This is a genomic window from Colwellia sp. M166 (assembly GCF_024585285.1).
Taxonomy (GTDB): domain Bacteria; phylum Pseudomonadota; class Gammaproteobacteria; order Enterobacterales; family Alteromonadaceae; genus Cognaticolwellia.
Genome location: NZ_CP040755.1, coordinates 3,462,910 through 3,482,881, shown reverse-complemented (window position 1 = coordinate 3,482,881; position 19,972 = coordinate 3,462,910). Strand labels below are relative to the sequence as shown.

Below are 19,972 nucleotides of genomic sequence, written 5' to 3'. Positions count from 1 at the left end.
ATTGAGATATGCAAACCCAAGACTACATCGTGGATGACCAAGGTAATTTCAGGTTTACAAGGGTTGGTCTCGACAATCAGGCTCCGTTACTGGCAAAAGCCGGCATCGATGCCAAAGCTATCAAGACGTATGCGGAGTACATCCAGGCAAGACAGGCGGCGAGCCCGTACTTTATGGAGTATCTGCAAGAGGAGACCGATAAACGATTGAAAGGCAAGCCTGACACATTAGAGTGGCAAGCAATACGATCCATCGCTTTTGGTACTCCAGAAGAGCAAGACCAGTTGCTCGAAAAGTTAAAACGCAAACAAAGCTTTAAGCTTGTTTAGCTTCTCTTCGGGCATTAATTTCTTCGATGATTTTGGCGCGAAGCCATTTCAACGATGAAACCTGTTCTTTGTCGGTGAGCATACTGAGCATATCTTTCGACGTGTTCAGCATGTGCTGAAGTTGTTCATCGCTCGCTGTTTCCAGCCAGAAATAAACCTCTTTTCGTGAAAAGCCCATAGTCATTCTCCATAGAGAAAATGATGGGGCTTACCCTGTAGGGGAAAGTCCCCATCAGGGTGAAACAAGCTTTAAATCAGTTCATTCAGAAAGGAATGTCCATGTCATCGAACGAGTCGAATGATGGTCCCTGAGCCATGAACTCCTGACCGGCAGCTTGTGCCATTGGTTGTGACGGTTGTCGCTGAGGAGCCTGCTGTTGTGCAGGTGCAGCTTGACCATCTCGGTTGTAGTAGCGAGGCAGTTTCTTCGGAAAATCATTCACCACAATTTCAGTGGTATAACGATCGGTACCACTTTGATCCTGCCATTTGCGTGTGCGCAGTTCGCCTTCTACTTGAATGAGATCTCCAGGCTCAAGCTTGTTGTTCACATGCTCGGCGCACTGGTTGAATGAGACCAAACGGTGCCATTCAGTATGCTCATTCCAATCGCCAGTTTGCTTGTCCTTGAAGGACTTCGTTGTTGCCAACGAGTATTGCGCGACCGGCTTTTGTGTTTTGGTGTAACCCAATTGCTTTTGACCTACACGGCCAATAAGAATGACTTTCTGATACATGATGTATCTCCTATTTAGTCTGTTGTGGAGGATGTTCAATCAGTACAGGTTGGCGCTTTCCTGATTGAAGGAGGTTGTTGTTACGCATGTGCTGAAGTTCCAGCGGTGTAACAGCGAAGATCGGCTTGATCGTGACTTCTTGAGGCTTGTTCTTCATCAATCGCTTGATGAGGTGTTTGCCTGCAAAGCAGATCAACTTGAAAGCTATCTTGAAAGGCAGCTTTACCAATTTACCGGAGGCTTCCAGAGCTTTATCGCCTACGCGAAATCCAAACTCTATGGCCTGCATGGCAATAACCGACCCAAAGAAGAAAACAAACAGCGCTATGCAAAGCATAATAAGTTCCATTTGTTGTCCCCTTAGTTTGATGAAGTTTTGAAGCTATAACCGTGGTCCGTGTCGTACACGATCTCGGCAATATCATCCCTCATCAGAACAGAGAATTCCGGCAGAACCAGAACATCACCTGCTGTAGTTACGCACACTTTGAAATTGCCCATATGAGCTTTTTCATTTGCTTTTTCGATAGCCTGCTGAACATCGTTCTTAGGACTTCCGGAAAGCTGCTGATGCGCATTGAAATCGAAGTTATACATAATGTGTCTCCAATTATTTGGTTGAGTATTTAGCCAAAACGCCGCAGCGTTCGTACCCGTTTCATGGCTAGATTGGGGGTACTTATCAGGTGCCATTGTCAAAACAACAACAGCAACAAGATTCGGAGACACACGAAGGTGGTTTAGGGCTGTTCTCTATGGACGTGCAGAGAACACGCCTAAACGCCCTGGAAAAAGGTGTGAAACGAAATAGTTGGAGTAAAAGGTGAAAACCTTGAAGGTAAAATGCTTGGAGCTTTAGGAGGTAGACTTGATGTTGATACAGCCGTAAATGCTACGGCAGAGGAAGGTTGTTCAGTTGGAGCCAAGCTTTTCAGCTCGGTGCCGTCTATGTGACTCGATAAGGCACCTTTGATTGAAATATGGACGCTATACGACCACACGATAAAAGTTACATCAAATATCCACTCTTCGCAAGGCTTTAAAGGGACCCCGCCCTTTGACCCATTTATTGCGGCATTTGAGTCCTCTTCTCGTTATGTTGAACATCAATAATTATTTATTTAGTGGTGTTTTATATGACGACCAAGCGGAAAGCTGCTCTCATCCTGCTCCTTGAGGGGCTGGCCAGCTCCGGATTGCAGATGATCACCATCCGCCAGACAGTACCCTTCGTTGGCAGCTCGGTGCTTTGCACTTCAATCATCATCAGTTGTTTCCTGGGTGCTCTGGCATTGGGTTACTACTGGGGTGGCCAACAGGCTTCTGAGCGGTATGCCAAGTCCCTGGTAATGAACCTGGTTGGTAGCATCGCCCTGTTTGGTATTGGGCTGTCTTACAGCTTTGTGAGCTTCTTTTTTCTGTCCATCGCAGACATCACCCAAGGAACGCCCTATTTGGGCAATCCCCTGATCCACCTATTCCTGTTCAGCCTGCTGATAATGTCTCCACTGGTGTTTTTTCTTGGGCAAACCGTCCCATTACTGCTCAACACCGCAGACCACGACACCCGCAAGAGCGAAGCCACGGGCAATGCCACGGCGCTAAGTACGATTGGTAACGTGCTTGGATGTTTGATCACATCCTTGCTGCTCATGTACTTCCTTGGAGTTGGGTACTCCATTTTCATAAATTGCCTGATCCTCGCGGTATGCCTCTGTTTCTTGGTTGATTGGAACAACAGCAAAACGAAGTATGTGGTTGGTGCAACTTTTTCTGGGTATCCGGAATTTCTGGTTGATAAAATGCCAAAGATGTAAAGAAGAAAATCTTTCTCAGCGGATTATCTGATTGATCCTCTTCAGCCTACTCTACTGCCAATTTTCTGTTTCCACCTTCGCCTGAGTCTTCATAGCGATGCTGACTAGGGAGGACAGCGAGAGCTGGGCAAGCGTCAAAGCGGTTCTGGTTCATGCGCAATCCGGACACCTGCACAACATTCCTCTTGTAAGAAACCGATCAAATTCTCTAGGTGCCCATACTCGGATATACAGACAATCGTGCGGCTATGTTTCTCCTGCCGGATCAGCCCTACCTTGGCCATGCGCGCAAGGTGATGTGATAGCGTCGAAGCAGGAATACCCAGCCCCTTCTGGATATCTCCGACCGAAGCCCCATCATGGCCAGCTTTGACCAGAAAGCGGAACACGGACAGTCGGTGACTATTCCCTAGCTCAGCTAAGCTGGCTGCAACCTTTTCGTGATCCATAGCACGCCCCAATAATTCGATGTTTCTAGAATTATAGTTGACAGGTCGGATAAACGCAAGTAGGCTGCGTACATCATTTCGACAATACTAGAAATATAGGAGTAATATTGAATGTCATCTCAACTCCAAGACGCTCTAGGCATGTTCGCCTTTCTCGCTATCGAGCTATCGGTTTTATTCATTGGCATTAGCTTGCTGGTCGGAGTTCTTCAACGTCACATCCCACCATCCAAGGTGGAAGCGTTACTGACTTCCAGTGGGAAGCGAGGCTATTTTCTTGCTGCTGGTTTAGGAGCTATAACGCCCTTCTGTAGTTGCTCGACTATCCCCATGTTGAAAGGGTTGATTCGGGCACGGGCCGGTTTTGGGCCGATGATGGTGTTTCTTTTCTCATCTCCGTTGCTGAATCCTATCGTCGTCGGCCTGCTGGTTGCCACGTTTGGATGGACACTTACTGCTATCTATGTGCTCGCCGCTTTGGTGGTCGCGGTAGGTGCCGGATGGCTGCTTCACACGCTTGGCTTCGAGCGTTATGTGCGCCGGACGGCGACACAAGAGAGCAGTGGATGTAGTTCATCAGCAAGCCCGTGCAGTGCTACATCGACCGCATCGAGTTGCGGCACCAACAGCTGCGACACCACTCCGAAGACGGCTTCTTGCGGGGCTGATAGGAAGACAACAGTCTCTACGTCTAGCGAATGCTGTGACAGTCAACCCACTGTCACGGTTAAGAAAGAAGGGAAGTACAGTGGTGTGTGGCGGGAAGCTTGGTCGGACTTTATCGATGTGTTGCCTTACCTGCTCATCGGTATTGCGATTGGCAGCGTGATCTATGGTTTCATGCCCACTGACTTATTGGAGCAGTATGCAGGCCCAGATAATCCCTTTGCCATTCCAGTTGCCGCTGTCATCGGCGTGCCGTTGTATATTCGCGCTGAAGCCGTCATACCTCTGGCAGCGGCTCTGATGGCCAAAGGCGTGGGTGCCGGGACGGTGCTAGCGTTGATCATCGGCAGTGCCGGAGCCAGCCTGACTGAGCTCATTCTGTTGCGCTCTTTGTTCACGCTGAAGCTTTTAGCGGCGTTTTTAGCAGTCATTTTTGCTATGGCGATGATTGCCGGTTACGCCACCTACCTGTTTTTCTGATCAAGGCGGGAGATGATTAATTCGTTAAGCCTTCCTGGGTACCAGTTGGTGGATTCTGATGAGCAGAATGAAGACATACATTTTCGGCTTGAAGCACCTACACCAGTAGCCTGCGAGGGGTGCGGCGTGCAGGGTGAGTTCGTGCGGTTCGGCAAGCGTGACGTTCCCTATCGTGATCTGCCCATCCACGGCAAGCGGGTCACTCTCTGGGTGGTCCGCCGCCGATACACCTGCCGGGCCTGCAAGACAACATTCAGGCCCCAGCTACCGGAGATGGTGGACGGATTCCGTATGACACTGCGGCTGCATGAGTACGTGGAGAAGGAATCCTTCAACCACCCCTACACCTTTGTGGCGGCACAGACCGGCCTGGACGAGAAGACGGTGCGCGACATCTTCAACGCCCGCGCCGAGTTCCTGGGGCGCTGGCACCGCTTCGAGACGCCCCGCATCCTGGGCATTGACGAGCTATACCTGAACAAGCGCTACCGCTGCATTCTGACCAACATTGAGGAGCGAACCCTGCTCGACCTGCTGGCCACCCGCCGCCAGGACGTGGTGACCAACTACCTGATGAAGCTGAAAGACCGGCAGAAGGTCGAGATCGTCAGCATGGACATGTGGAACCCCTACCGGGCAGCGGTCAAGGCTGTGCTGCCCCAGGCCCGTATCGTGGTCGATAAGTTCCATGTGGTGCGCATGGCCAACGATGCCCTAGAGAGAGTGCGCAAGGGCCTCAGAAAGGAGCTGAAACCGTCCCAGAGCCGGACTCTCAAGGGAGACCGGAAAATCCTGCTGAAACGCGCTCACGAAGTCTCAGACCGGGAGCGCCTCATCATGGAGACCTGGACAGGCGCGTTCCCGCAACTGCTGGCCGCCTACGAGCACAAGGAGCGCTTCTACGGCATCTGGGACGCCACCACACGGCTCCAGGCAGAAGCCGCCCTGGACGAGTGGATAGCCACCATCCCGAAGGGCCAAAAGGAAGTCTGGAGCGATCTGGTCAGGGCAGTGGGAAACTGGCGCGAAGAGACCATGACCTACTTCGAGACGGACATGCCCGTCACCAACGCTTACACGGAGTCCATCAACCGACTGGCCAAGGACAAGAACCGTGAAGGGCGCGGTTACTCCTTCGAGGTGATGCGGGCACGAATGCTCTACACCACGAAGCACAAGAAGAAGGCACCGACTGCGAAGGTCTCTCCTTTCTACAAGAAAACCATCGGTTACGGACTGCCGGACTTCGCAGAGGAACTCAACTACGGAGTCGATCTATCAACCATCTGATAATGGTATCAGGTTGGTGGGGTAAAGGTGCCCCATCAACCATTAAATCCGTATACCCAAAAATCTTAAGCCACAGGTTATAAATCTTCTTAGTTCTTTAGTAATACCTGTGATGATTCATCCTCGGGATTCACGAGGAACGATTATTTTCAATGAAAACAAATTGGCTGTACCAAAGTTTATGGCCCAAATAATGTACTCGGGTGAGATAGATAAATTAACTAATTTATCTTTTATTCTTACACATACTTCTGGAATACACCGAGACCTCATTGATTCAATGGGTATGTTGTTTTATTTGCGAAAAGATGGATGGAAAATGGTTCGGTTTATTTTTGACTATTTTTTTAGACGAAAATTGAAAGGAGAAGCCATTTTGAATGATGCCATTTGGGATTGATACAGATTTTATATGATCGTTAAAAAAATAAAAGTCTATCCTTATAGAGAAAAAAACTGTTTTCTTAATTTAACAAGAATCTTTCTTAAGTTTTCCCTTATCTTTATAGTGTTTTTTAAAATGGCTTCAAGTAAAGCTGAGATTCATTTTAATGAATTGAAAGATGAATATAATAAGCTTTTAGAAAAAAAATACGTACTTTTACCACATAAAGGAACTTATCTGTTGCCTTTTTCTCATAATGATAATCCAAACTCGAATACATTTAAAACGATCGAAGATGAAAATAAAGACCGAGGAACTTTTTATGAAAGAACGGAGACAGAATTTCAAATAAGCTTTTTAATTTTAACAAATAAAAATATTTTTAATACTAATTTCAATACATTCATTGGCTATACACATCGGGCTTATTGGCAAGTTTACAATAAAGATTGGTCTAGGCCTTTTAGGGAAACTAACTATATGCCGGAAATATTTGCCAGATATGTTTTTGATAAGCCACCAAAAATATTAAATGCACATTATATTGGATACGATATTGGTTTTGTTCATCAGTCAAATGGTCAGGTTCAAGAGCTATCTAGAAGTTGGAATAGAATTTTTAGTAGGTTCACATTTTTAGCGGGAAGTACATTTTTTAATTTTACTTTGTGGTATCGTCTTCCTGAATCAAAAGATGAAAATGAAAATCCGTATATGTATAAATATAGGGGGTATGGAGAAATAGATATGAGGCACGAATTTGGAGAATTAGATTTACGACTGAGAATCTTGCCAGGGACAGAGCATATAAGTGGAGAATTTGCTTTGAGTTACCCGTGGAAAGAAGGCATTAGATTTTACAGTAAAATCTCTTATGGCTATGGTATTTCTCTTCAAGACTACGACCATGAAAGTAGAAGAATAGGCCTAGGACTTATTCTATCTGATCCTATTTCTAGTACAGATTGATTTAGTAGTTCTGTAAATAGACTAAAAATAATACCTGATTCTAGTGAAAATGGTAGAAGGAACAGAACCAAACTCTGATTCTAAAATTTGAGTATTATCAGATGTTTTACCCAGCGTAATAAAAGAGCCTAAGTTGAAATAGAAATTTTCCTTTGCATTCCATTCCCATGACAAATTGAGGAATAGTGATTTGTCATCAAAGTTAGTCATAATGATAGAATCAAGTCTATGTAAAGGTGTTATCTGAATTGAGCTTCCGGCGTTTAGATAGTTTTTTCCGAGTAAAAAAACACCTCCTTTTTGATACGCAAAATTATTTTGTAAATTATAATACTCAGAAGGACTGGTTTCTCCAGCTCCATTATAGTGATATTCAATAAACATTGAGGTATCAGGTGTAATCTGTCGTTCTCCACCTAACACTGATCGAAAATATCCACTTTCATTTTTAGGATCAACCCAGGCATTTTCAAACCATATACTTGCACCAAGAAGTGATGTTTCTAAATCAAGTCCTACCATGTGGGCTTCTTGAAAAACTGCGACCATTGGCTTAATTTCGTATTTATCCACGGAGAATTTTATCAACCCGTATGCTGCTGAATTTTTCCTGTCAGCGTTCTCACCTAAAACCACACCAACATCGTATTGTCCCATTTCTCCAAGTTGATGACGAAAGCGGAAAGCATCAACGCCATTTCTAACCTCAGTGTCGATGGCCGTAAAGCTGAACGGTGTAAAAATGTCAGTTGGGTTAACTGTTTTGGCACTACCAAATGCTAATTGTTGCCTACCAAAAACTACACTTGAAGTATCTCCATTCCAAGTAACGGTAGCTCGATCAAAATTATGATTTAAGTAATAGTTGTCATTTTTCTTAATCACGGTTGAGTTAAAATCATCAATTCTGTAAACACGTTTTTGATTATCATAGTTTCTTAACACCTCAGAAGAGTTTATATTGCTATAAATCTGAATGACTTGATAAGAACCCTCAAGAGTGATGTTATCATTTATAGGGCTTAAAATTGAAACCCTGTTTACTTGAAATATTTCATTATTTGTCTCAGAATCAAATTTGCTCTGATAATTCAAATAGTTTAATTTTATAAACCCACTAATATCTGTCTCTGCATAAACAGTATTTGAGATAAAATAAATCAAACAAATAACACTACTTAGTTTCATCGCTTACAATCTGACCATCTTTTAGAGTAATTAATCTCTTTGCCTTTTTCATAATGATAGGGTCGTGGGTTGAGAAAATAAAAGTTGTTCCAAATTTTTCATTCAATTCAAGCATCATATCAATAAGGTCTGTGCCTGTTTTAGAATCGAGATTTGCAGTTGGTTCGTCCGCAATAACAATATCAGGATTTGAAACCATTGCTCTGGCCACGGCCACTCGTTGCTGTTGACCACCACTCAATTGTGAAGGATAACGATTTTCCTTCCCTTCGAGACCCACACTTTTTAAATATTGTGAAACCTTACGATCTCGTTCATCTTTGTCTATATTCTGCAAAGTCATAACATATTCAACATTCTCTTTAACCGTTAATACTGGAATTAGATTGTAGGATTGAAAGATAAAACCAATATGGTCTCTTCTAAAATTTGATAACTCATTACCCGACATCTTATCAATTTCCTTATTTGATAGAAAAACGTGACCAGATGACGGAGTATCAAACCCACTCATAACATTTAAAAGAGTTGACTTTCCAGAGCCAGAAGGCCCAACAAATGCGGTAAATTCACCCCGATGAATTTCTAACTTAACATTTTTGAGTGCATTTACTTTTGTTTCCTCAGTCTCTCCAAATATTTTAGTTACATTTTTAACATCAAATATTATTTCATCCATTATAGGCTCCTTTTCATCGCTTCACTCATCTTTATACGACTGGCGTGTATTGCTGGATAAAATCCAACAATAAGAGTGAAAATAAATGTTGCTATCGGAAAAATGACAAATTGTGAGTATGTGAAAACAAAATAGATAGGCTCCTTAAAAGTAACCTGGGCAAGATCAATTCCCGTAAAATCAACGCCCCAAATTTTTAATGGAATAGCAATAAAAAGAGCTATTATTATACCTGCAATAATACTTACTAAGGAGAGTGAACCAGCTTCAGATACAATCATCAAAATAATCTCTCGTCCTTTTGTGCCTAATGCTCTAAGAACTGAAAACTCAAACATTCGCTCATAGAGGGCCATAAAAAGAGTATTAATAATTCCAAGAGCAACCAAAACAATCAGAATCATTGCAATGAGTCCTTTAAGCTGATCGACAAGGCTCATCATCCCGACAAAGCTAGAAACAATATTTTCCCAACTTTCTCCTAAATTTCCTGTCACATTAATCTTCTCCCAAAGTGAACTATGATCTTTCTGTTTTTGGCTAATATTTTTAAATTTCACTGCGATTTCATGGATATTATCTTCGATACCTAAAAGCCTTTGCCCTCTTGAAATATGGATGAATGCTGATTTTTCATCCATTTCTTTTGATCCGGCTTTAATAATTCCTGTAATACGGAAAAGCTCCTGGGAAATTTCACCAGACTTGGCTTTCGCCACCGTCACAACAACTTTATCACCCAATCTTACTGAAAGTCGTTTTTGTAAGGTGTCTCCAATAACAAGTGAGTTTTCATTGCTTACAAAATCTCCTTCAATTATTTGTTTATTAATATTGGAGACTAAAATTTCTTTATCAGGCTCAATACCGTATAGAGACACATTTTTCATGGCCCTTGGAGAAGAAATCATGGCAAATGAAATTGTTCGTTGTGAATAGGCCTTTACGTCAACGTCTGAATCTAATATTTCTTTTACTTTAGAAATATTTTGAATTTGATCTTCTATTTTCATAGAGTCACGAAATTTCGGATGATGAATTTGTCCTTCACCAACTAAGCTATTGGTGATAATTTTTATCATATTTTCATTCATTCCAGATAAAAAGCCATCAGTTATTATCATTGCCGCCAGTCCGAGACCAATAATAATGCTTGTTAGTAATGACCTTCTTTTGTTTCTAAAAATATTACGATATCCTATTTTAATGAACATCATATCAAATCTCCCTCAAGGCTTCTGAAACTCCGATTTTGGAAGACTTAATTCCTGGGTATAGAGTCGCTAGTAATGTTGTTAAAATAATAAGCAATGTTGGATAAAGGTAACTATCGAGCGAAATTTGTGCCCTTAATTCTGAGATTGTCGTTCCTTCAAATGGGATGGGCTCGGAAAAAACAATTCCATTTTTCGTTAGGTAATAGTTAAGACTCAGGGAAAAAATTAGTCCAACGGCTGTGCAAATAAGTGAAAGAAAAATTCCTTCCATTAGTATTAAACTAAATAGCTGTTTTGGAAGAGTACCAAGTGCTTTTAAAACTCCAAACTCTCTAGTTCTTTCAAGAGTGGACATAAGGATGGTATTTAATATTCCAACGCCAACCATTAATATTAAAATAAAGATACTAATATTATTTCCTCTTTGATCGGCGTTCATAGCTCGATAAAAGTCAGATTCGACAATTTGCCAAGGGCGAGCAATTAAATTTTTATCCGTGAAATGAAGATTTTGGGCAAAGTTTCTTGCCTTATTGAAATCTTTTAAATGAATTGAAAGTTCGTGGACTCGACCATATAAAGTGTAAAATTCTGCTGCTGTTTTTAATGGTAAATAAACGCGATAGTCATCTTTTCCTTCTTGCTCTGTCCCAATGATTCCGACTATTTTAAAAATATCATTTGCAATGGAACCATCGGCCCCTTGAGAAATCAGAACAATATCTTCTCCAATTTTTGCACTTAAAATTTTTGCAATTTTTTTTCCAATTATGGCCTTATAATTTGTATCGTCTTTGTCAAATGGTATGCCTTCAAATATTCTCTTATCATAGTGGGTTGCATCCATTTCCCTTTTAGGATCAATTCCCACAATCTCGGCCCCAAATGTTTTATTTTTTGAATATAGCAATGCTTCGCTATATATCCTTGGCGCAACAATACGAACTAAGTCATTTTTTTCAATTTCATTTATTCTATCATTGTAATGAGCGATAGTTTTTTGAAGAGAAGGGTTTTCAACAAAATCATTGTTAGCAACCTGGACATGGCCAGTATATTGTTCAGTGAACGCTGAGATAATTTGTCCGAAAGAACCATTAACAAGAGCTAAACTCATCGAAATAAATGTATACCCACCAATCATCATCAGGGATGTCAGCAGAGTTCTTCGTTTATTCCTCAACAGATTTCTAAATGCCATTTTAAAAAGCATGACCTACCTTCTTTTTTGAAGATTGGTTAATGTAAATGTCGTGGCAGGCACATTGGTATCAAATTCAACTTCTTTGTATCGTATAATAGTTTTGTGACCTTTTTTTGTTAAAGGTTGCAACTCCATTGTTGCGGGTATTGTCCTGTTTCCAAATTTTTTGACATCCTTATAGAATAAAATTCTTATTTTTTCGTTTCTTTCGTCAAAATATTCTTGTCTTAGAGGAAGTTCAGATTTTTTCTCAACTACTAATAAAATTTTGCCCCATAGACTTACTGTGTTTTTATGAGGAACAAGAGTTATTTCGATATTTCCATCAGACTCTTTTACATTAGTGGTTTTATAGTCTTTTATGAGCGAAGACTCTTTGACTAAATCATCGTTCGTAAAATCAGAACCCATCCATGATCCCATCATCATTGATGGTGGGACTTTTATGACTTTGTTAATTTTTGGGAAAAAGTTCCAAACATCATCTTCTCTTTTGAGCGAACTTACACCCTTGTCTTTTCTGGGCTCTTTTATTCTGATGAATGTATAATCCATTCCCTTTGTCCACATATCCATTTTCATAGTACGAGACCAGTCGGGCGTAATAACTTCCATCTCTATTTTCCCTTGACTGCCCTTGCTTCGATACAGTTCGTCTATGTTTTTTAAAATCTTATTTACGGATTCATCGGCCATTACATAATTTGACAGCACAAAAAAAGTTAAAAATATAAACGATATTGCTTTCATTTTTCTTCCTCCTCAATTGCTTGAGTTAGCATAGTTCCAAATTTTTTGGTTATGTTTCGATACGTTTTTTTATCTTTAAAAGTAAGATAGTGAACGCTTAGGCCAATAAAGTAGAGATCAATGACTCTTACGATGTTTTTTAATTTTGCTGGAGTTAGCTTTAAATTAAAAAAATGTGTCATTTTTTCTGACCAAGCAGTAAAACTATTCTCAAATAAATTCTTGATTCGAGTTTTGTATTCTTCTTTATGGTTGCTTTGAAGTATAAAATAAAAGAGCGTCGTTACTATTTCAGGAGCTTCATCAAGAAGTTGCATTGTGTACTTACCCGTGTATTCAATATATCCTTTAAAGGATTTAAAAGCAGTTGGGTCTAAATCTTCTTCAAATTGAAGAATTAAAGTGTCAAGCATAAAGAGATAAAGGTCATCCATCTGTGAGAAGTGATGAAAAATAACACCTTTGCTGACGCTTGCAACTTGAGCAATTTTATTAGCCGATAGTTCAGAGAACCCCTCTTCACGAATAATTTTAAATGCTGCTTCGAAAATAAGCTTTTTGGTCTTTTCAGACTTATCTTTTCTTAAACTCATTTGTCTAGAATAAAACAAACCGACCGGATGGTCAATAAAATATTCTGTATTTTTTTGAGGGTAAGCGGATTAAATGGTTGATCTTACCTTTGCATGAGAGTGAGACAGACCGGCATCTCATCGGATTATCTGGTTGATGCTTCACCTACTGCTGGTGCATGTTTCCTTCGCTAATTCCAGCAAGAACCCCACACGCCTCAACTTCCCGGTCATCGTTGCAACTCGCTCTCAGTGAAACGAGTTGTTTCTCAAGCGCTTGCAGAGCGGTTATCTGCGACCGCACATGAGAGATGTGATCATCGAGCAAGGCGTTGACGGCGGTACAAGGCTGATGAGGGTCGTCCTGATAGCTCTGTAGTTCGTGAATCTCAGCCAGTGACAGGCCCAGGATTCTGCAGCGACGGATGAAGGCCAGCCCCTCACCATGCTTCTCGGTATAGACACGGTAACCGTTGTCCTGCCGATCAGGCGGCGGCAACAAGCCCTGCTGTTCATAGAAGCGGATCGTCTGTGTTTCGACCCCTACCAACTGCGCCAACTGACCAATGCGCATCAGCCTCCTCCCCAACGGATTCTTTACTCTATTGACCTTATAGTAGCTTTATAGTTTTAAATGGTACCACAACATTGTTCAAGTGGAGTCGTATCATGAGCAAATCCTGTGGTGGCGCCTGTGGCGGTGATGCAACGTCCGCAGCGGATACCGATATACAGGCCTCCTCCGAGGCGCCAGGGAGATGGGTCAGTGTTTATGCCGTGCCGAAGATGGACTGTCCATCAGAAGAACGAATGATTCGCCTAGCCCTGAACGGCTTTGAGGAGATTCGGGCGCTGTCCTTCGACTTGTCGAACCGCCGGCTGAAGGTCGTGCATGACGGCGAGGTCGAGCCCGTCACCTCGAAACTGAAGACCTTGGGGCTAGGCGCCTCGCTTCAGGAAACCGTCGCTGCAAATCCGGAGACCATCAAGGCCGCCGAGTTTTCGGCAGCTTCTGCTAAGCAAGAATCCGGGACCCTGCGCTGGTTGCTCGGCATCAATGCACTTCTGTTCGTGGTGGAAATGACTGCCGGTCTGATCGCCCAGTCCACCGGCCTGATTGGAGAATCCCTGGACAATTTTGCCGATGCGGCGGTGTACGGGCTTGCCCTTTATGCGGTTGGACATAGCGTGAAAATGCAGGTACGTGCCGCGCATCTTGCTGGTGTACTGCAACTGATCTTGGCTGTGGGCGTGCTCGTAGAGGTGGTGAGACGCTTTGTATTCGGTAGTGAGCCTGAATCGCTGGTGATGATGGCTATCGCATTCGTCGCATTGATTGCCAATACCAGTTGTCTGCTGCTCATATCCAAACATCGGGAAGGCGGGGCGCACATGAAGGCAAGCTGGATATTCTCGGCCAACGACGTGGTGATCAACCTGGGGGTCATCACCGCCGGCGCCCTGGTCGCGTGGTCCGGTTCCAATTATCCGGATCTGATTATCGGCACCATCGCGGGGGGCATTGTACTTAACGGTGCCAGACGCATTTTGGCGTTGAAGGGTTAAATAATGCTCATTATTGGCAAAAAGCTCTCGCCGTATGCCCTATTGTCCATATCGGGCCTGCTGGCAGCGTCTGATCAGGCTGTAAAGTGGCTGGTGCAGCAATCAATGGCCTATGGCGAGTATGTTTCGGTGACCCCGTTCTTTAACTGGGTGCACCTATGGAACACCGGTGCCGCATTCAGTCTTTTTGCGAATGGTGGAGGCTGGCAGCGCTACTTATTTATCGGAATCGCGGTAGTGGTCTCGATTTTTCTGATCAAGCTGATCCTTGAAAATCGTCATAAAGGAGAAGCCATCGCTTACAGTCTTATCCTCGGTGGCGCCATGGGCAACCTGATTGACCGGGTCTTTCGCGGCTATGTTGTGGATTCCTTTGATTTCTATTGGCGAGACTGGCATTGGCCGGCCTTCAACCTGGCTGATATTGCAATTGTCCTCGGTGCCTTACTTTTCGTTTCCAGCAGCTTGTTGGGTAAAAAAGCAAACACCAATGCCGAGCCGGATGGATCTGACTGACACCTACGCCTATACAACACCATGACCGAACTTCCCGACAACATCCTTCACCTGCCGCAATACCAAGTACTGGGCTGCAAATCAACCGACGACGAAATGCACTTCCAGGTGGACGTGCCCGATCCCATCGCCTGCGAGGAATGCGGCGTGCAGGGTGAGTTCGTACGGTTCGGCAAGCGTGACGTTCCCTATCGTGATCTGCCCATCCACGGCAAGCGGGTCACTCTCTGGGTGGTCCGCCGCCGATACACCTGCCGGGCCTGCAAGACAACATTCAGGCCCCAGCTACCGGAGATGGTGGACGGATTCCGTATGACACTGCGGCTGCATGAGTACGTGGAGAAGGAATCCTTCAACCACCCCTACACCTTTGTGGCGGCACAGACCGGCCTGGACGAGAAGACGGTGCGCGACATCTTCAACGCCCGCGCCGAGTTCCTGGGGCGCTGGCACCGCTTCGAGACGCCCCGCATCCTGGGCATTGACGAGCTATACCTGAACAAGCGCTACCGCTGCATTCTGACCAACATTGAGGAGCGAACCCTGCTCGACCTGCTGGCCACCCGCCGCCAGGACGTGGTGACCAACTACCTGATGAAGCTGAAAGACCGGCAGAAGGTCGAGATCGTCAGCATGGACATGTGGAACCCCTACCGGGCAGCGGTCAAGGCTGTGCTGCCCCAGGCCCGTATCGTGGTCGATAAGTTCCATGTGGTGCGCATGGCCAACGATGCCCTAGAGAGAGTGCGCAAGGGCCTCAGAAAGGAGCTGAAACCGTCCCAGAGCCGGACTCTCAAGGGAGACCGGAAAATCCTGCTGAAACGCGCTCACGAAGTCTCAGACCGGGAGCGCCTCATCATGGAGACCTGGACAGGCGCGTTCCCGCAACTGCTGGCCGCCTACGAGCACAAGGAGCGCTTCTACGGCATCTGGGACGCCACCACACGGCTCCAGGCAGAAGCCGCCCTGGACGAGTGGATAGCCACCATCCCGAAGGGCCAAAAGGAAGTCTGGAGCGATCTGGTCAGGGCAGTGGGAAACTGGCGCGAAGAGACCATGACCTACTTCGAGACGGACATGCCCGTCACCAACGCTTACACGGAGTCCATCAACCGACTGGCCAAGGACAAGAACCGTGAAGGACGCGGTTACTCCTTCGAGGTGATGCGGGCACGAATGCTCCACACCACGAAGCACAAGAAGAAGGCACCGACTGCGAAGGTCTCTCCTTTCTACAAGAAAACCATCGGTTACGGACTGCCGGACTTCGCAGAGGAACTCAACTACGGAGTCGATCTATCAACCATCTGAGGGTGGTATCAGATTGATGGGGTGAAGGTGCCCCATCAACCATTAAATCCGTATACCCGATTTTTCATTGAATGTAAGGAATCACATCTTCTGGCATGACTGGCTTCTTAAAAAACCGGGTAGCGCCAGCGTTAATGGCTTTCTTTTCATTCGATGATCGTGAAGACATCGCAAGTACTGTCTGAAACGGGCACTCTGCCTTGATTCTCGCAATGACCTTATCCCCAGACATCACCGGCATTTCCATATCGGTGATAACAAGATCCGGCTTAACTCTGACATACTCTTTAATACCCAAAGCACCATTTTCGGCCCCGTAAACTTCAAAGCGATCTTCGCCCAATAACGCCCGAAATGCCTTGATGATCATTTCGTTGTCGTCAATGACTAAGATGGTTTTCTTGGCCATATTCACTTCCATCAATGGACAGTGGCATGGTTATAGTTCATAACGAAGCCATATGAACCACCGCCTTTCTGAAACTGCGTGCTCAACTCTCGATTGAGGTTGAGCACCAGCAAGTTGAAGGTTTCAAGCGTCATTCCATCCTGGACGTACCGGATCAAAACATCGATGTCGAGTTGATACCCAGACTCACAGTTGGCAGATACAGTATTAAGCATGACCTCCATTGATTCCTGGAGTAGGTCTTCATCAATACAGCCTGCTATATAGGGGTTCTAGGGATTTTCCCCTCTAAAGTAACATAAATCGCCACAACCCTCGCAGTTAATGGCTTGTGGAGCTGGGTTACCTTTCATTTTAGACTTCATTTTCAACAATAGGCCTAGTTATTTCCTGTAAATCAGGTAGTTTGCGGTTACTAGCGAACTGATAAGTGCCGCTCAGATTAATGTTCTGCCATGCAACGGGTGATACTTGTCGAGTTATTGCTGCTTTTTCCTCGTCACCAACTTCTTCAAAGTGCAGTAATAGATGACTTAGGATCATCGAGTTAAAGTAGATAATAGCATTTGCCGTCAAACGGGCACACTCGTTCCAGACGACTATTTCTGATTCGTTTTTTCCACGGAACTGGTCACGATTGACCGATGCAATAGCTCGCCTGAGGAAATGCCAGGCTTCGCCTCGGTTCAGTGCTCGTTGAACATATTGGCGCAGACTTGCATCATCAATATAATCAAGTAAATATTGGGCTTTGATGAGCCTATTATATTCCGTTAATGCTTGTAATATAGGGTGTCTAGATGGATAACCAGATAATTTGCGTACTAGCAATGCCTGTGTTGTGCGTTTTTCTTGAAGGGATAACACAATACGCTGAATATCCTGCCAGCCTTCTTCAATCACATTCATTTTTATCGGCTTTTTCAGCGCCAGATGCGTGTTTCCGTCGTCGCTTTCAGTTACGTTAAATAGGTCATTGATCACACTGGTGAACTGAGCATACCTAGGCGCAAAACTATAACCGCATAAATCCAATAAGGCATAATTAACATGATTAACACCATGCGTACTGTAAATATTTAGGAATACGGACATGCATACTTTCATAAAATCAAAGAGTTACAAAATAGATATGTGTCCGTATTTAGACTAAAAAATACGGACTATAGTGAGTGTAATGTCCATATCTAATAATTAGTAGTTCAGATATTATCTTACGATTCCAAGTATCAGGTTTTAACTAAATCTGACAGGCAGCTTCAGGCTCAGGCTGTGTGAAAACTCATCAAAAACTGTGCTGTTCGCGCACGATCTTTGTTCTGGTGTTAATAATAGCTACTTTTACAAGAATTTTAGGTTATTTACGATGACTAACGTGATGGGGAACCCTTTAGAGTGATTACGTTTATATTCGTGTTTGTGTCACTAATCGCGAAGTTTTTAGACCAAATTAGACCAACTATTGCCTGATTAACTTCATCAAACCAATAGTGCCTTTAATAGACATCATTCGTTTCAAATTATAAGCAAGTACGTGTAGGTTAGTCTCTGTACTTACATTTTTTAAACGCTTCGTTAAATAATGAGTCGCGCCCATCCACATCTTTATGGTGCCAAACGGATGCTCTACCGTTTGCTTGCGAATAAGCGGTGTGTCGGTCGCTTCCTTGAGCCGTTGGTGCATGGCATCAATTTCATTTTCATGCTCCCAACGTCGCATTTTCCTTGGCTCTTTACGTGAACGAGTACACTTAGCGCGAATTGCACAATCTCGGCAAGCGATATGGTTTACATAAACCCTTAGCTTTAAACCATCTTCCATGGCATTACGACGATAAGGCAATATATTCCCCGCAGGGCAAGTGTATTCGTCTTTTTCCTTGTCATACTTGAATAGATTTTTGTTGAATATCCCGGCTTTTGCAGCGCCCGACGTGTCTCCTTTAGGTACCAGCATTTCAGCGCCTGTATCGAGCACGTTTTTAATATCAACTCTGCTGTAATAACCTTTGTCTGCCACAAAGGTAATATTAGTGGTTTCAAGCGCTTCTTGTACTTGACTGGCGACTAAATGGAGTTTTCCTCTATCTGTTGTTTGCGTAACTTCATGGCTAATGATTAAGTGATGTTGGCTATCTACGGCGGATTGTACGTTGTAGCAAACTTGTCGCACCATGTTGCTCGTTTTCATGAGCCTTGAGTCAGGGTCGGTAAGTGATAATTGCTTGTCAGGATGCTCATTCACTTTTCTTTCAATATCGGCTAATTCAGCAAGCCTCTTCTTCATCCATACCACTTTCTCATGCATGACAGTGACATCTTCATCAGAATATTCCTGCTTATCTTTATCCGCTAAAATCGCTAAATAGTGAGCAACACTCGCGTCGAATCGAGCAATTAAGTCCTTTGCTTTTTTGGGCGTGTAGGTCTTTTTTTTACTGTTCACCGCTTTGAACTTACTACCATCAATGGCAACTATCACATTGGTAAACATATTCATTTCACGGCATAGCTGGATAAACTGACGACAGGTATTCTTAATGCCTGTGCTGTTGTCTTTTCTAAAGTCTGCGATGGTTGCGTAATATCATGAAGCCGATCGGTCAATACTATTCAAGCCGATCACTTTTTTGTCTGCCAGTAGACCTTAGTAAAATCTAACTTGAGTGATCGCCATCAGTCAAGGAATTTAGTTTTTTTCGCATCGATTCGCCTTTTAATTCCAACTTTATTGCTCCGTGAACAAGCCGATCTAGGATCGCATCAGCATGTGTCGATTCTCCGATCATTTCATACCAATTTTCTATCGGTAATTGGCTGGCAATTAAGGTCGATTTTGTGTCATATCTCGCATCAATTAATTCCAGTAAATCACTGCGTTGTTGAGCTGTTAATGGCTCTAATCCCCAATCATCTAGGATCAGTAAATTGGCAGAGCTAAGCTTGTTGATCAGTTTTCGATAACTACCATCGGCTTGCGCTAAGAACATCTTTTCTAATAGCTCTTTAAGCCTAAAATAATAAACGCTACTCCCTTGTTGGCAGTGGTTTTGACCAAGAGCACAAGCGAGGTAAGTTTTGCCACACCCCGTTGCTCCCGTGATCAAAATGTTTTGGTGAAGGCGTAGCCATTCACCTTGTGCTAATGAACGGATCTGAGTTTTATCTAGTTGTCGTGCTGCGCCATAGTTGAGTTGAGCAAGCGTACCGCCAACTCTGAACTTTGCTTGTCGAGTTAGGCGGTCAATTTTACGCTGATCACGCTGAGTTATTTCATGGTCAAGCAATAAGCTTAGTCGCTCTTCGAAGCTTTGTTCAACGTAGAGATTGGGTTGCTCATATTGCTGCAATAGTGCATCACGTATACCGCTTAGCTTTAAGTTACTTAACTGGTTATTGACTTGTTGATTGATATTTTGCATAAGATTTCCTTTGGTT

Annotated in this window: 22 protein-coding genes and 2 pseudogenes; 8 read left to right on the top strand and 16 right to left on the bottom strand. The window is 43.8% G+C overall.

Annotated features, from left to right (window positions below):
* Positions 1-8 precede the first annotated feature (8 nt).
* Positions 9-329 (top strand): hypothetical protein, encoded by a 321-nt coding sequence (locus FGD67_RS15730; protein ID WP_004748854.1) that lies wholly within the window; start codon positions 9-11, stop codon positions 327-329.
* Here FGD67_RS15730 and FGD67_RS15725 read toward each other — a convergent pair.
* The 4 genes from FGD67_RS15725 to FGD67_RS15710 all read right to left on the bottom strand — a co-directional run bounded on the left by FGD67_RS15725 (position 316) and on the right by FGD67_RS15710 (position 1,663).
* Positions 316-507 (bottom strand): hypothetical protein, encoded by a 192-nt coding sequence (locus FGD67_RS15725; protein WP_004748853.1) that lies wholly within the window; start codon positions 505-507, stop codon positions 316-318. The two genes, FGD67_RS15730 and FGD67_RS15725, sit on opposite strands and share 14 nt — an antisense overlap.
* 85 nt (positions 508-592) lie before the next feature.
* Positions 593-1,066: a single-stranded DNA-binding protein gene (gene ssb, locus FGD67_RS15720; protein WP_257172044.1), complete on the bottom strand. Its 474-nt coding sequence runs from the start codon at positions 1,064-1,066 to the stop codon at positions 593-595.
* A 10-nt stretch (positions 1,067-1,076) separates the two neighbouring features.
* Positions 1,077-1,415, bottom strand: a complete 339-nt coding sequence (locus tag FGD67_RS15715) for a hypothetical protein (protein ID WP_004748851.1) — start codon at positions 1,413-1,415, stop codon at positions 1,077-1,079.
* A gap of 11 nt (positions 1,416-1,426) precedes the next feature.
* On the bottom strand, positions 1,427-1,663 hold the full coding sequence (locus FGD67_RS15710; RefSeq protein ID WP_257172043.1) for a hypothetical protein: 237 nt from the start codon (positions 1,661-1,663) through the stop codon (positions 1,427-1,429).
* 539 nt (positions 1,664-2,202) lie between these two features.
* Here FGD67_RS15710 and FGD67_RS15705 point away from each other — a divergent pair.
* Positions 2,203-2,883 (top strand): fused MFS/spermidine synthase, encoded by a 681-nt coding sequence (locus tag FGD67_RS15705; RefSeq protein WP_257172042.1) that lies wholly within the window; start codon positions 2,203-2,205, stop codon positions 2,881-2,883.
* A 134-nt stretch (positions 2,884-3,017) separates the two neighbouring features.
* Here the strand turns inward: FGD67_RS15705 and FGD67_RS15700 are convergent, their stop codons facing one another.
* Positions 3,018-3,332, bottom strand: coding sequence for a helix-turn-helix transcriptional regulator (locus tag FGD67_RS15700; RefSeq protein WP_008294929.1), 315 nt, complete (start codon positions 3,330-3,332; stop codon positions 3,018-3,020).
* Between the two features lie 111 nt (positions 3,333-3,443).
* On the opposite strand from FGD67_RS15700, the gene FGD67_RS15695 reads away from it, so the two are divergent.
* The 3 genes from FGD67_RS15695 (at position 3,444) to FGD67_RS15685 (ending at position 7,122) form a co-directional block, all read left to right on the top strand.
* Entirely contained in the window at positions 3,444-4,478 is a 1,035-nt protein-coding gene (locus FGD67_RS15695; protein WP_000098298.1) for a permease, read from the top strand.
* Between the two features lie 12 nt (positions 4,479-4,490).
* Entirely contained in the window at positions 4,491-5,768 is a 1,278-nt protein-coding gene (locus FGD67_RS15690; protein WP_000610830.1) for an ISL3 family transposase, read from the top strand.
* 412 nt (positions 5,769-6,180) lie between these two features.
* On the top strand, positions 6,181-7,122 hold the full coding sequence (locus FGD67_RS15685) for a phospholipase A (protein ID WP_085286176.1): 942 nt from the start codon (positions 6,181-6,183) through the stop codon (positions 7,120-7,122).
* Between the two features lie 21 nt (positions 7,123-7,143).
* Here FGD67_RS15685 and FGD67_RS15680 read toward each other — a convergent pair whose 3' ends face one another.
* From FGD67_RS15680 to cadR, 7 genes are all read right to left on the bottom strand, one after another.
* A complete protein-coding gene (locus FGD67_RS15680; RefSeq protein ID WP_257172041.1) occupies positions 7,144-8,310 on the bottom strand; it encodes a hypothetical protein in 1,167 nt (388 codons plus the stop codon).
* A complete protein-coding gene (locus tag FGD67_RS15675; RefSeq protein ID WP_085286174.1) occupies positions 8,297-8,989 on the bottom strand; it encodes an ABC transporter ATP-binding protein in 693 nt (230 codons plus the stop codon). The genes FGD67_RS15680 and FGD67_RS15675 overlap by 14 nt, the downstream gene beginning before the upstream one ends.
* A complete protein-coding gene (locus FGD67_RS15670) occupies positions 8,989-10,206 on the bottom strand; it encodes an FtsX-like permease family protein (protein WP_085286173.1) in 1,218 nt (405 codons plus the stop codon). Before FGD67_RS15670 ends, FGD67_RS15675 begins: the two co-directional genes overlap by 1 nt.
* A gap of 1 nt (position 10,207) precedes the next feature.
* Positions 10,208-11,419: an FtsX-like permease family protein gene (locus FGD67_RS15665; protein ID WP_257172040.1), complete on the bottom strand. Its 1,212-nt coding sequence runs from the start codon at positions 11,417-11,419 to the stop codon at positions 10,208-10,210.
* A 3-nt stretch (positions 11,420-11,422) separates the two neighbouring features.
* Entirely contained in the window at positions 11,423-12,160 is a 738-nt protein-coding gene (locus FGD67_RS15660) for an outer membrane lipoprotein-sorting protein (protein ID WP_257172039.1), read from the bottom strand.
* A complete protein-coding gene (locus FGD67_RS15655; RefSeq protein WP_257172038.1) occupies positions 12,157-12,753 on the bottom strand; it encodes a TetR/AcrR family transcriptional regulator in 597 nt (198 codons plus the stop codon). Before FGD67_RS15655 ends, FGD67_RS15660 begins: the two co-directional genes overlap by 4 nt.
* A gap of 145 nt (positions 12,754-12,898) precedes the next feature.
* Complete coding sequence (gene cadR / locus FGD67_RS15650) at positions 12,899-13,306, bottom strand: Cd(II)/Pb(II)-responsive transcriptional regulator (RefSeq protein WP_004364961.1); 408 nt, start codon at positions 13,304-13,306, stop codon at positions 12,899-12,901.
* Between the two features lie 95 nt (positions 13,307-13,401).
* Between cadR and FGD67_RS15645 the strand changes: the two genes are divergently transcribed.
* From FGD67_RS15645 to FGD67_RS15635, 3 genes are read left to right on the top strand one after another with little or no spacing between them, the layout of a single operon-like run.
* A complete protein-coding gene (locus FGD67_RS15645; protein ID WP_257172032.1) occupies positions 13,402-14,298 on the top strand; it encodes a cation transporter in 897 nt (298 codons plus the stop codon).
* A gap of 3 nt (positions 14,299-14,301) precedes the next feature.
* Positions 14,302-14,814 carry a signal peptidase II gene (gene lspA / locus FGD67_RS15640; protein WP_008740521.1) on the top strand — a complete coding sequence of 171 codons (513 nt, stop codon included), beginning with the start codon at positions 14,302-14,304 and terminating at the stop codon, positions 14,812-14,814.
* Between the two features lie 21 nt (positions 14,815-14,835).
* On the top strand, positions 14,836-16,125 hold the full coding sequence (locus FGD67_RS15635) for an ISL3-like element ISPpu12 family transposase (RefSeq protein ID WP_257172031.1): 1,290 nt from the start codon (positions 14,836-14,838) through the stop codon (positions 16,123-16,125).
* Between the two features lie 64 nt (positions 16,126-16,189).
* Here FGD67_RS15635 and FGD67_RS15630 read toward each other — a convergent pair whose 3' ends face one another.
* From FGD67_RS15630 to istB, 4 genes and pseudogenes are all read right to left on the bottom strand, one after another.
* The gene (locus FGD67_RS15630) at positions 16,190-16,534 is read right to left on the bottom strand and encodes a response regulator (RefSeq protein WP_257172030.1); all 345 of its coding nucleotides are present in this window, start codon (positions 16,532-16,534) and stop codon (positions 16,190-16,192) included.
* 354 nt (positions 16,535-16,888) lie between these two features.
* Positions 16,889-17,602: pseudogene (locus tag FGD67_RS15625) on the bottom strand (Tn3 family transposase); the annotation flags it as partial.
* 391 nt (positions 17,603-17,993) lie between these two features.
* A pseudogene (locus FGD67_RS15620) lies at positions 17,994-19,118 on the bottom strand (IS1182 family transposase); the annotation flags it as partial.
* Positions 19,119-19,191: 73 nt separating this feature from the next.
* The gene (gene istB, locus FGD67_RS15615) at positions 19,192-19,956 is read right to left on the bottom strand and encodes an IS21-like element ISShfr5 family helper ATPase IstB (RefSeq protein WP_257172029.1); all 765 of its coding nucleotides are present in this window, start codon (positions 19,954-19,956) and stop codon (positions 19,192-19,194) included.
* Positions 19,957-19,972: the final 16 nt, after the last annotated feature.

Bases quoted from the DNA above. Each gene is read 5' to 3' on its own strand.
- FGD67_RS15730 (WP_004748854.1), top strand. From the start codon at position 9: ATGCAAACCCAAGACTACATCGTGGATGACCAAGGTAATTTCAGGTTT.
- FGD67_RS15725 (WP_004748853.1), bottom strand. From the start codon at position 507: ATGGGCTTTTCACGAAAAGAGGTTTATTTCTGGCTGGAAACAGCGAGC.
- ssb (WP_257172044.1), bottom strand. From the start codon at position 1,066: ATGTATCAGAAAGTCATTCTTATTGGCCGTGTAGGTCAAAAGCAATTG.
- FGD67_RS15715 (WP_004748851.1), bottom strand. From the start codon at position 1,415: ATGGAACTTATTATGCTTTGCATAGCGCTGTTTGTTTTCTTCTTTGGG.
- FGD67_RS15710 (WP_257172043.1), bottom strand. From the start codon at position 1,663: ATGTATAACTTCGATTTCAATGCGCATCAGCAGCTTTCCGGAAGTCCT.
- FGD67_RS15705 (WP_257172042.1), top strand. From the start codon at position 2,203: ATGACGACCAAGCGGAAAGCTGCTCTCATCCTGCTCCTTGAGGGGCTG.
- FGD67_RS15700 (WP_008294929.1), bottom strand. From the start codon at position 3,332: ATGGATCACGAAAAGGTTGCAGCCAGCTTAGCTGAGCTAGGGAATAGT.
- FGD67_RS15695 (WP_000098298.1), top strand. From the start codon at position 3,444: ATGTCATCTCAACTCCAAGACGCTCTAGGCATGTTCGCCTTTCTCGCT.
- FGD67_RS15690 (WP_000610830.1), top strand. From the start codon at position 4,491: ATGATTAATTCGTTAAGCCTTCCTGGGTACCAGTTGGTGGATTCTGAT.
- FGD67_RS15685 (WP_085286176.1), top strand. From the start codon at position 6,181: ATGATCGTTAAAAAAATAAAAGTCTATCCTTATAGAGAAAAAAACTGT.
- FGD67_RS15680 (WP_257172041.1), bottom strand. From the start codon at position 8,310: ATGAAACTAAGTAGTGTTATTTGTTTGATTTATTTTATCTCAAATACT.
- FGD67_RS15675 (WP_085286174.1), bottom strand. From the start codon at position 8,989: ATGGATGAAATAATATTTGATGTTAAAAATGTAACTAAAATATTTGGA.
- FGD67_RS15670 (WP_085286173.1), bottom strand. From the start codon at position 10,206: ATGATGTTCATTAAAATAGGATATCGTAATATTTTTAGAAACAAAAGA.
- FGD67_RS15665 (WP_257172040.1), bottom strand. From the start codon at position 11,419: ATGCTTTTTAAAATGGCATTTAGAAATCTGTTGAGGAATAAACGAAGA.
- FGD67_RS15660 (WP_257172039.1), bottom strand. From the start codon at position 12,160: ATGAAAGCAATATCGTTTATATTTTTAACTTTTTTTGTGCTGTCAAAT.
- FGD67_RS15655 (WP_257172038.1), bottom strand. From the start codon at position 12,753: ATGAGTTTAAGAAAAGATAAGTCTGAAAAGACCAAAAAGCTTATTTTC.
- cadR (WP_004364961.1), bottom strand. From the start codon at position 13,306: ATGCGCATTGGTCAGTTGGCGCAGTTGGTAGGGGTCGAAACACAGACG.
- FGD67_RS15645 (WP_257172032.1), top strand. From the start codon at position 13,402: ATGAGCAAATCCTGTGGTGGCGCCTGTGGCGGTGATGCAACGTCCGCA.
- lspA (WP_008740521.1), top strand. From the start codon at position 14,302: ATGCTCATTATTGGCAAAAAGCTCTCGCCGTATGCCCTATTGTCCATA.
- FGD67_RS15635 (WP_257172031.1), top strand. From the start codon at position 14,836: ATGACCGAACTTCCCGACAACATCCTTCACCTGCCGCAATACCAAGTA.
- FGD67_RS15630 (WP_257172030.1), bottom strand. From the start codon at position 16,534: ATGGCCAAGAAAACCATCTTAGTCATTGACGACAACGAAATGATCATC.
- istB (WP_257172029.1), bottom strand. From the start codon at position 19,956: ATGCAAAATATCAATCAACAAGTCAATAACCAGTTAAGTAACTTAAAG.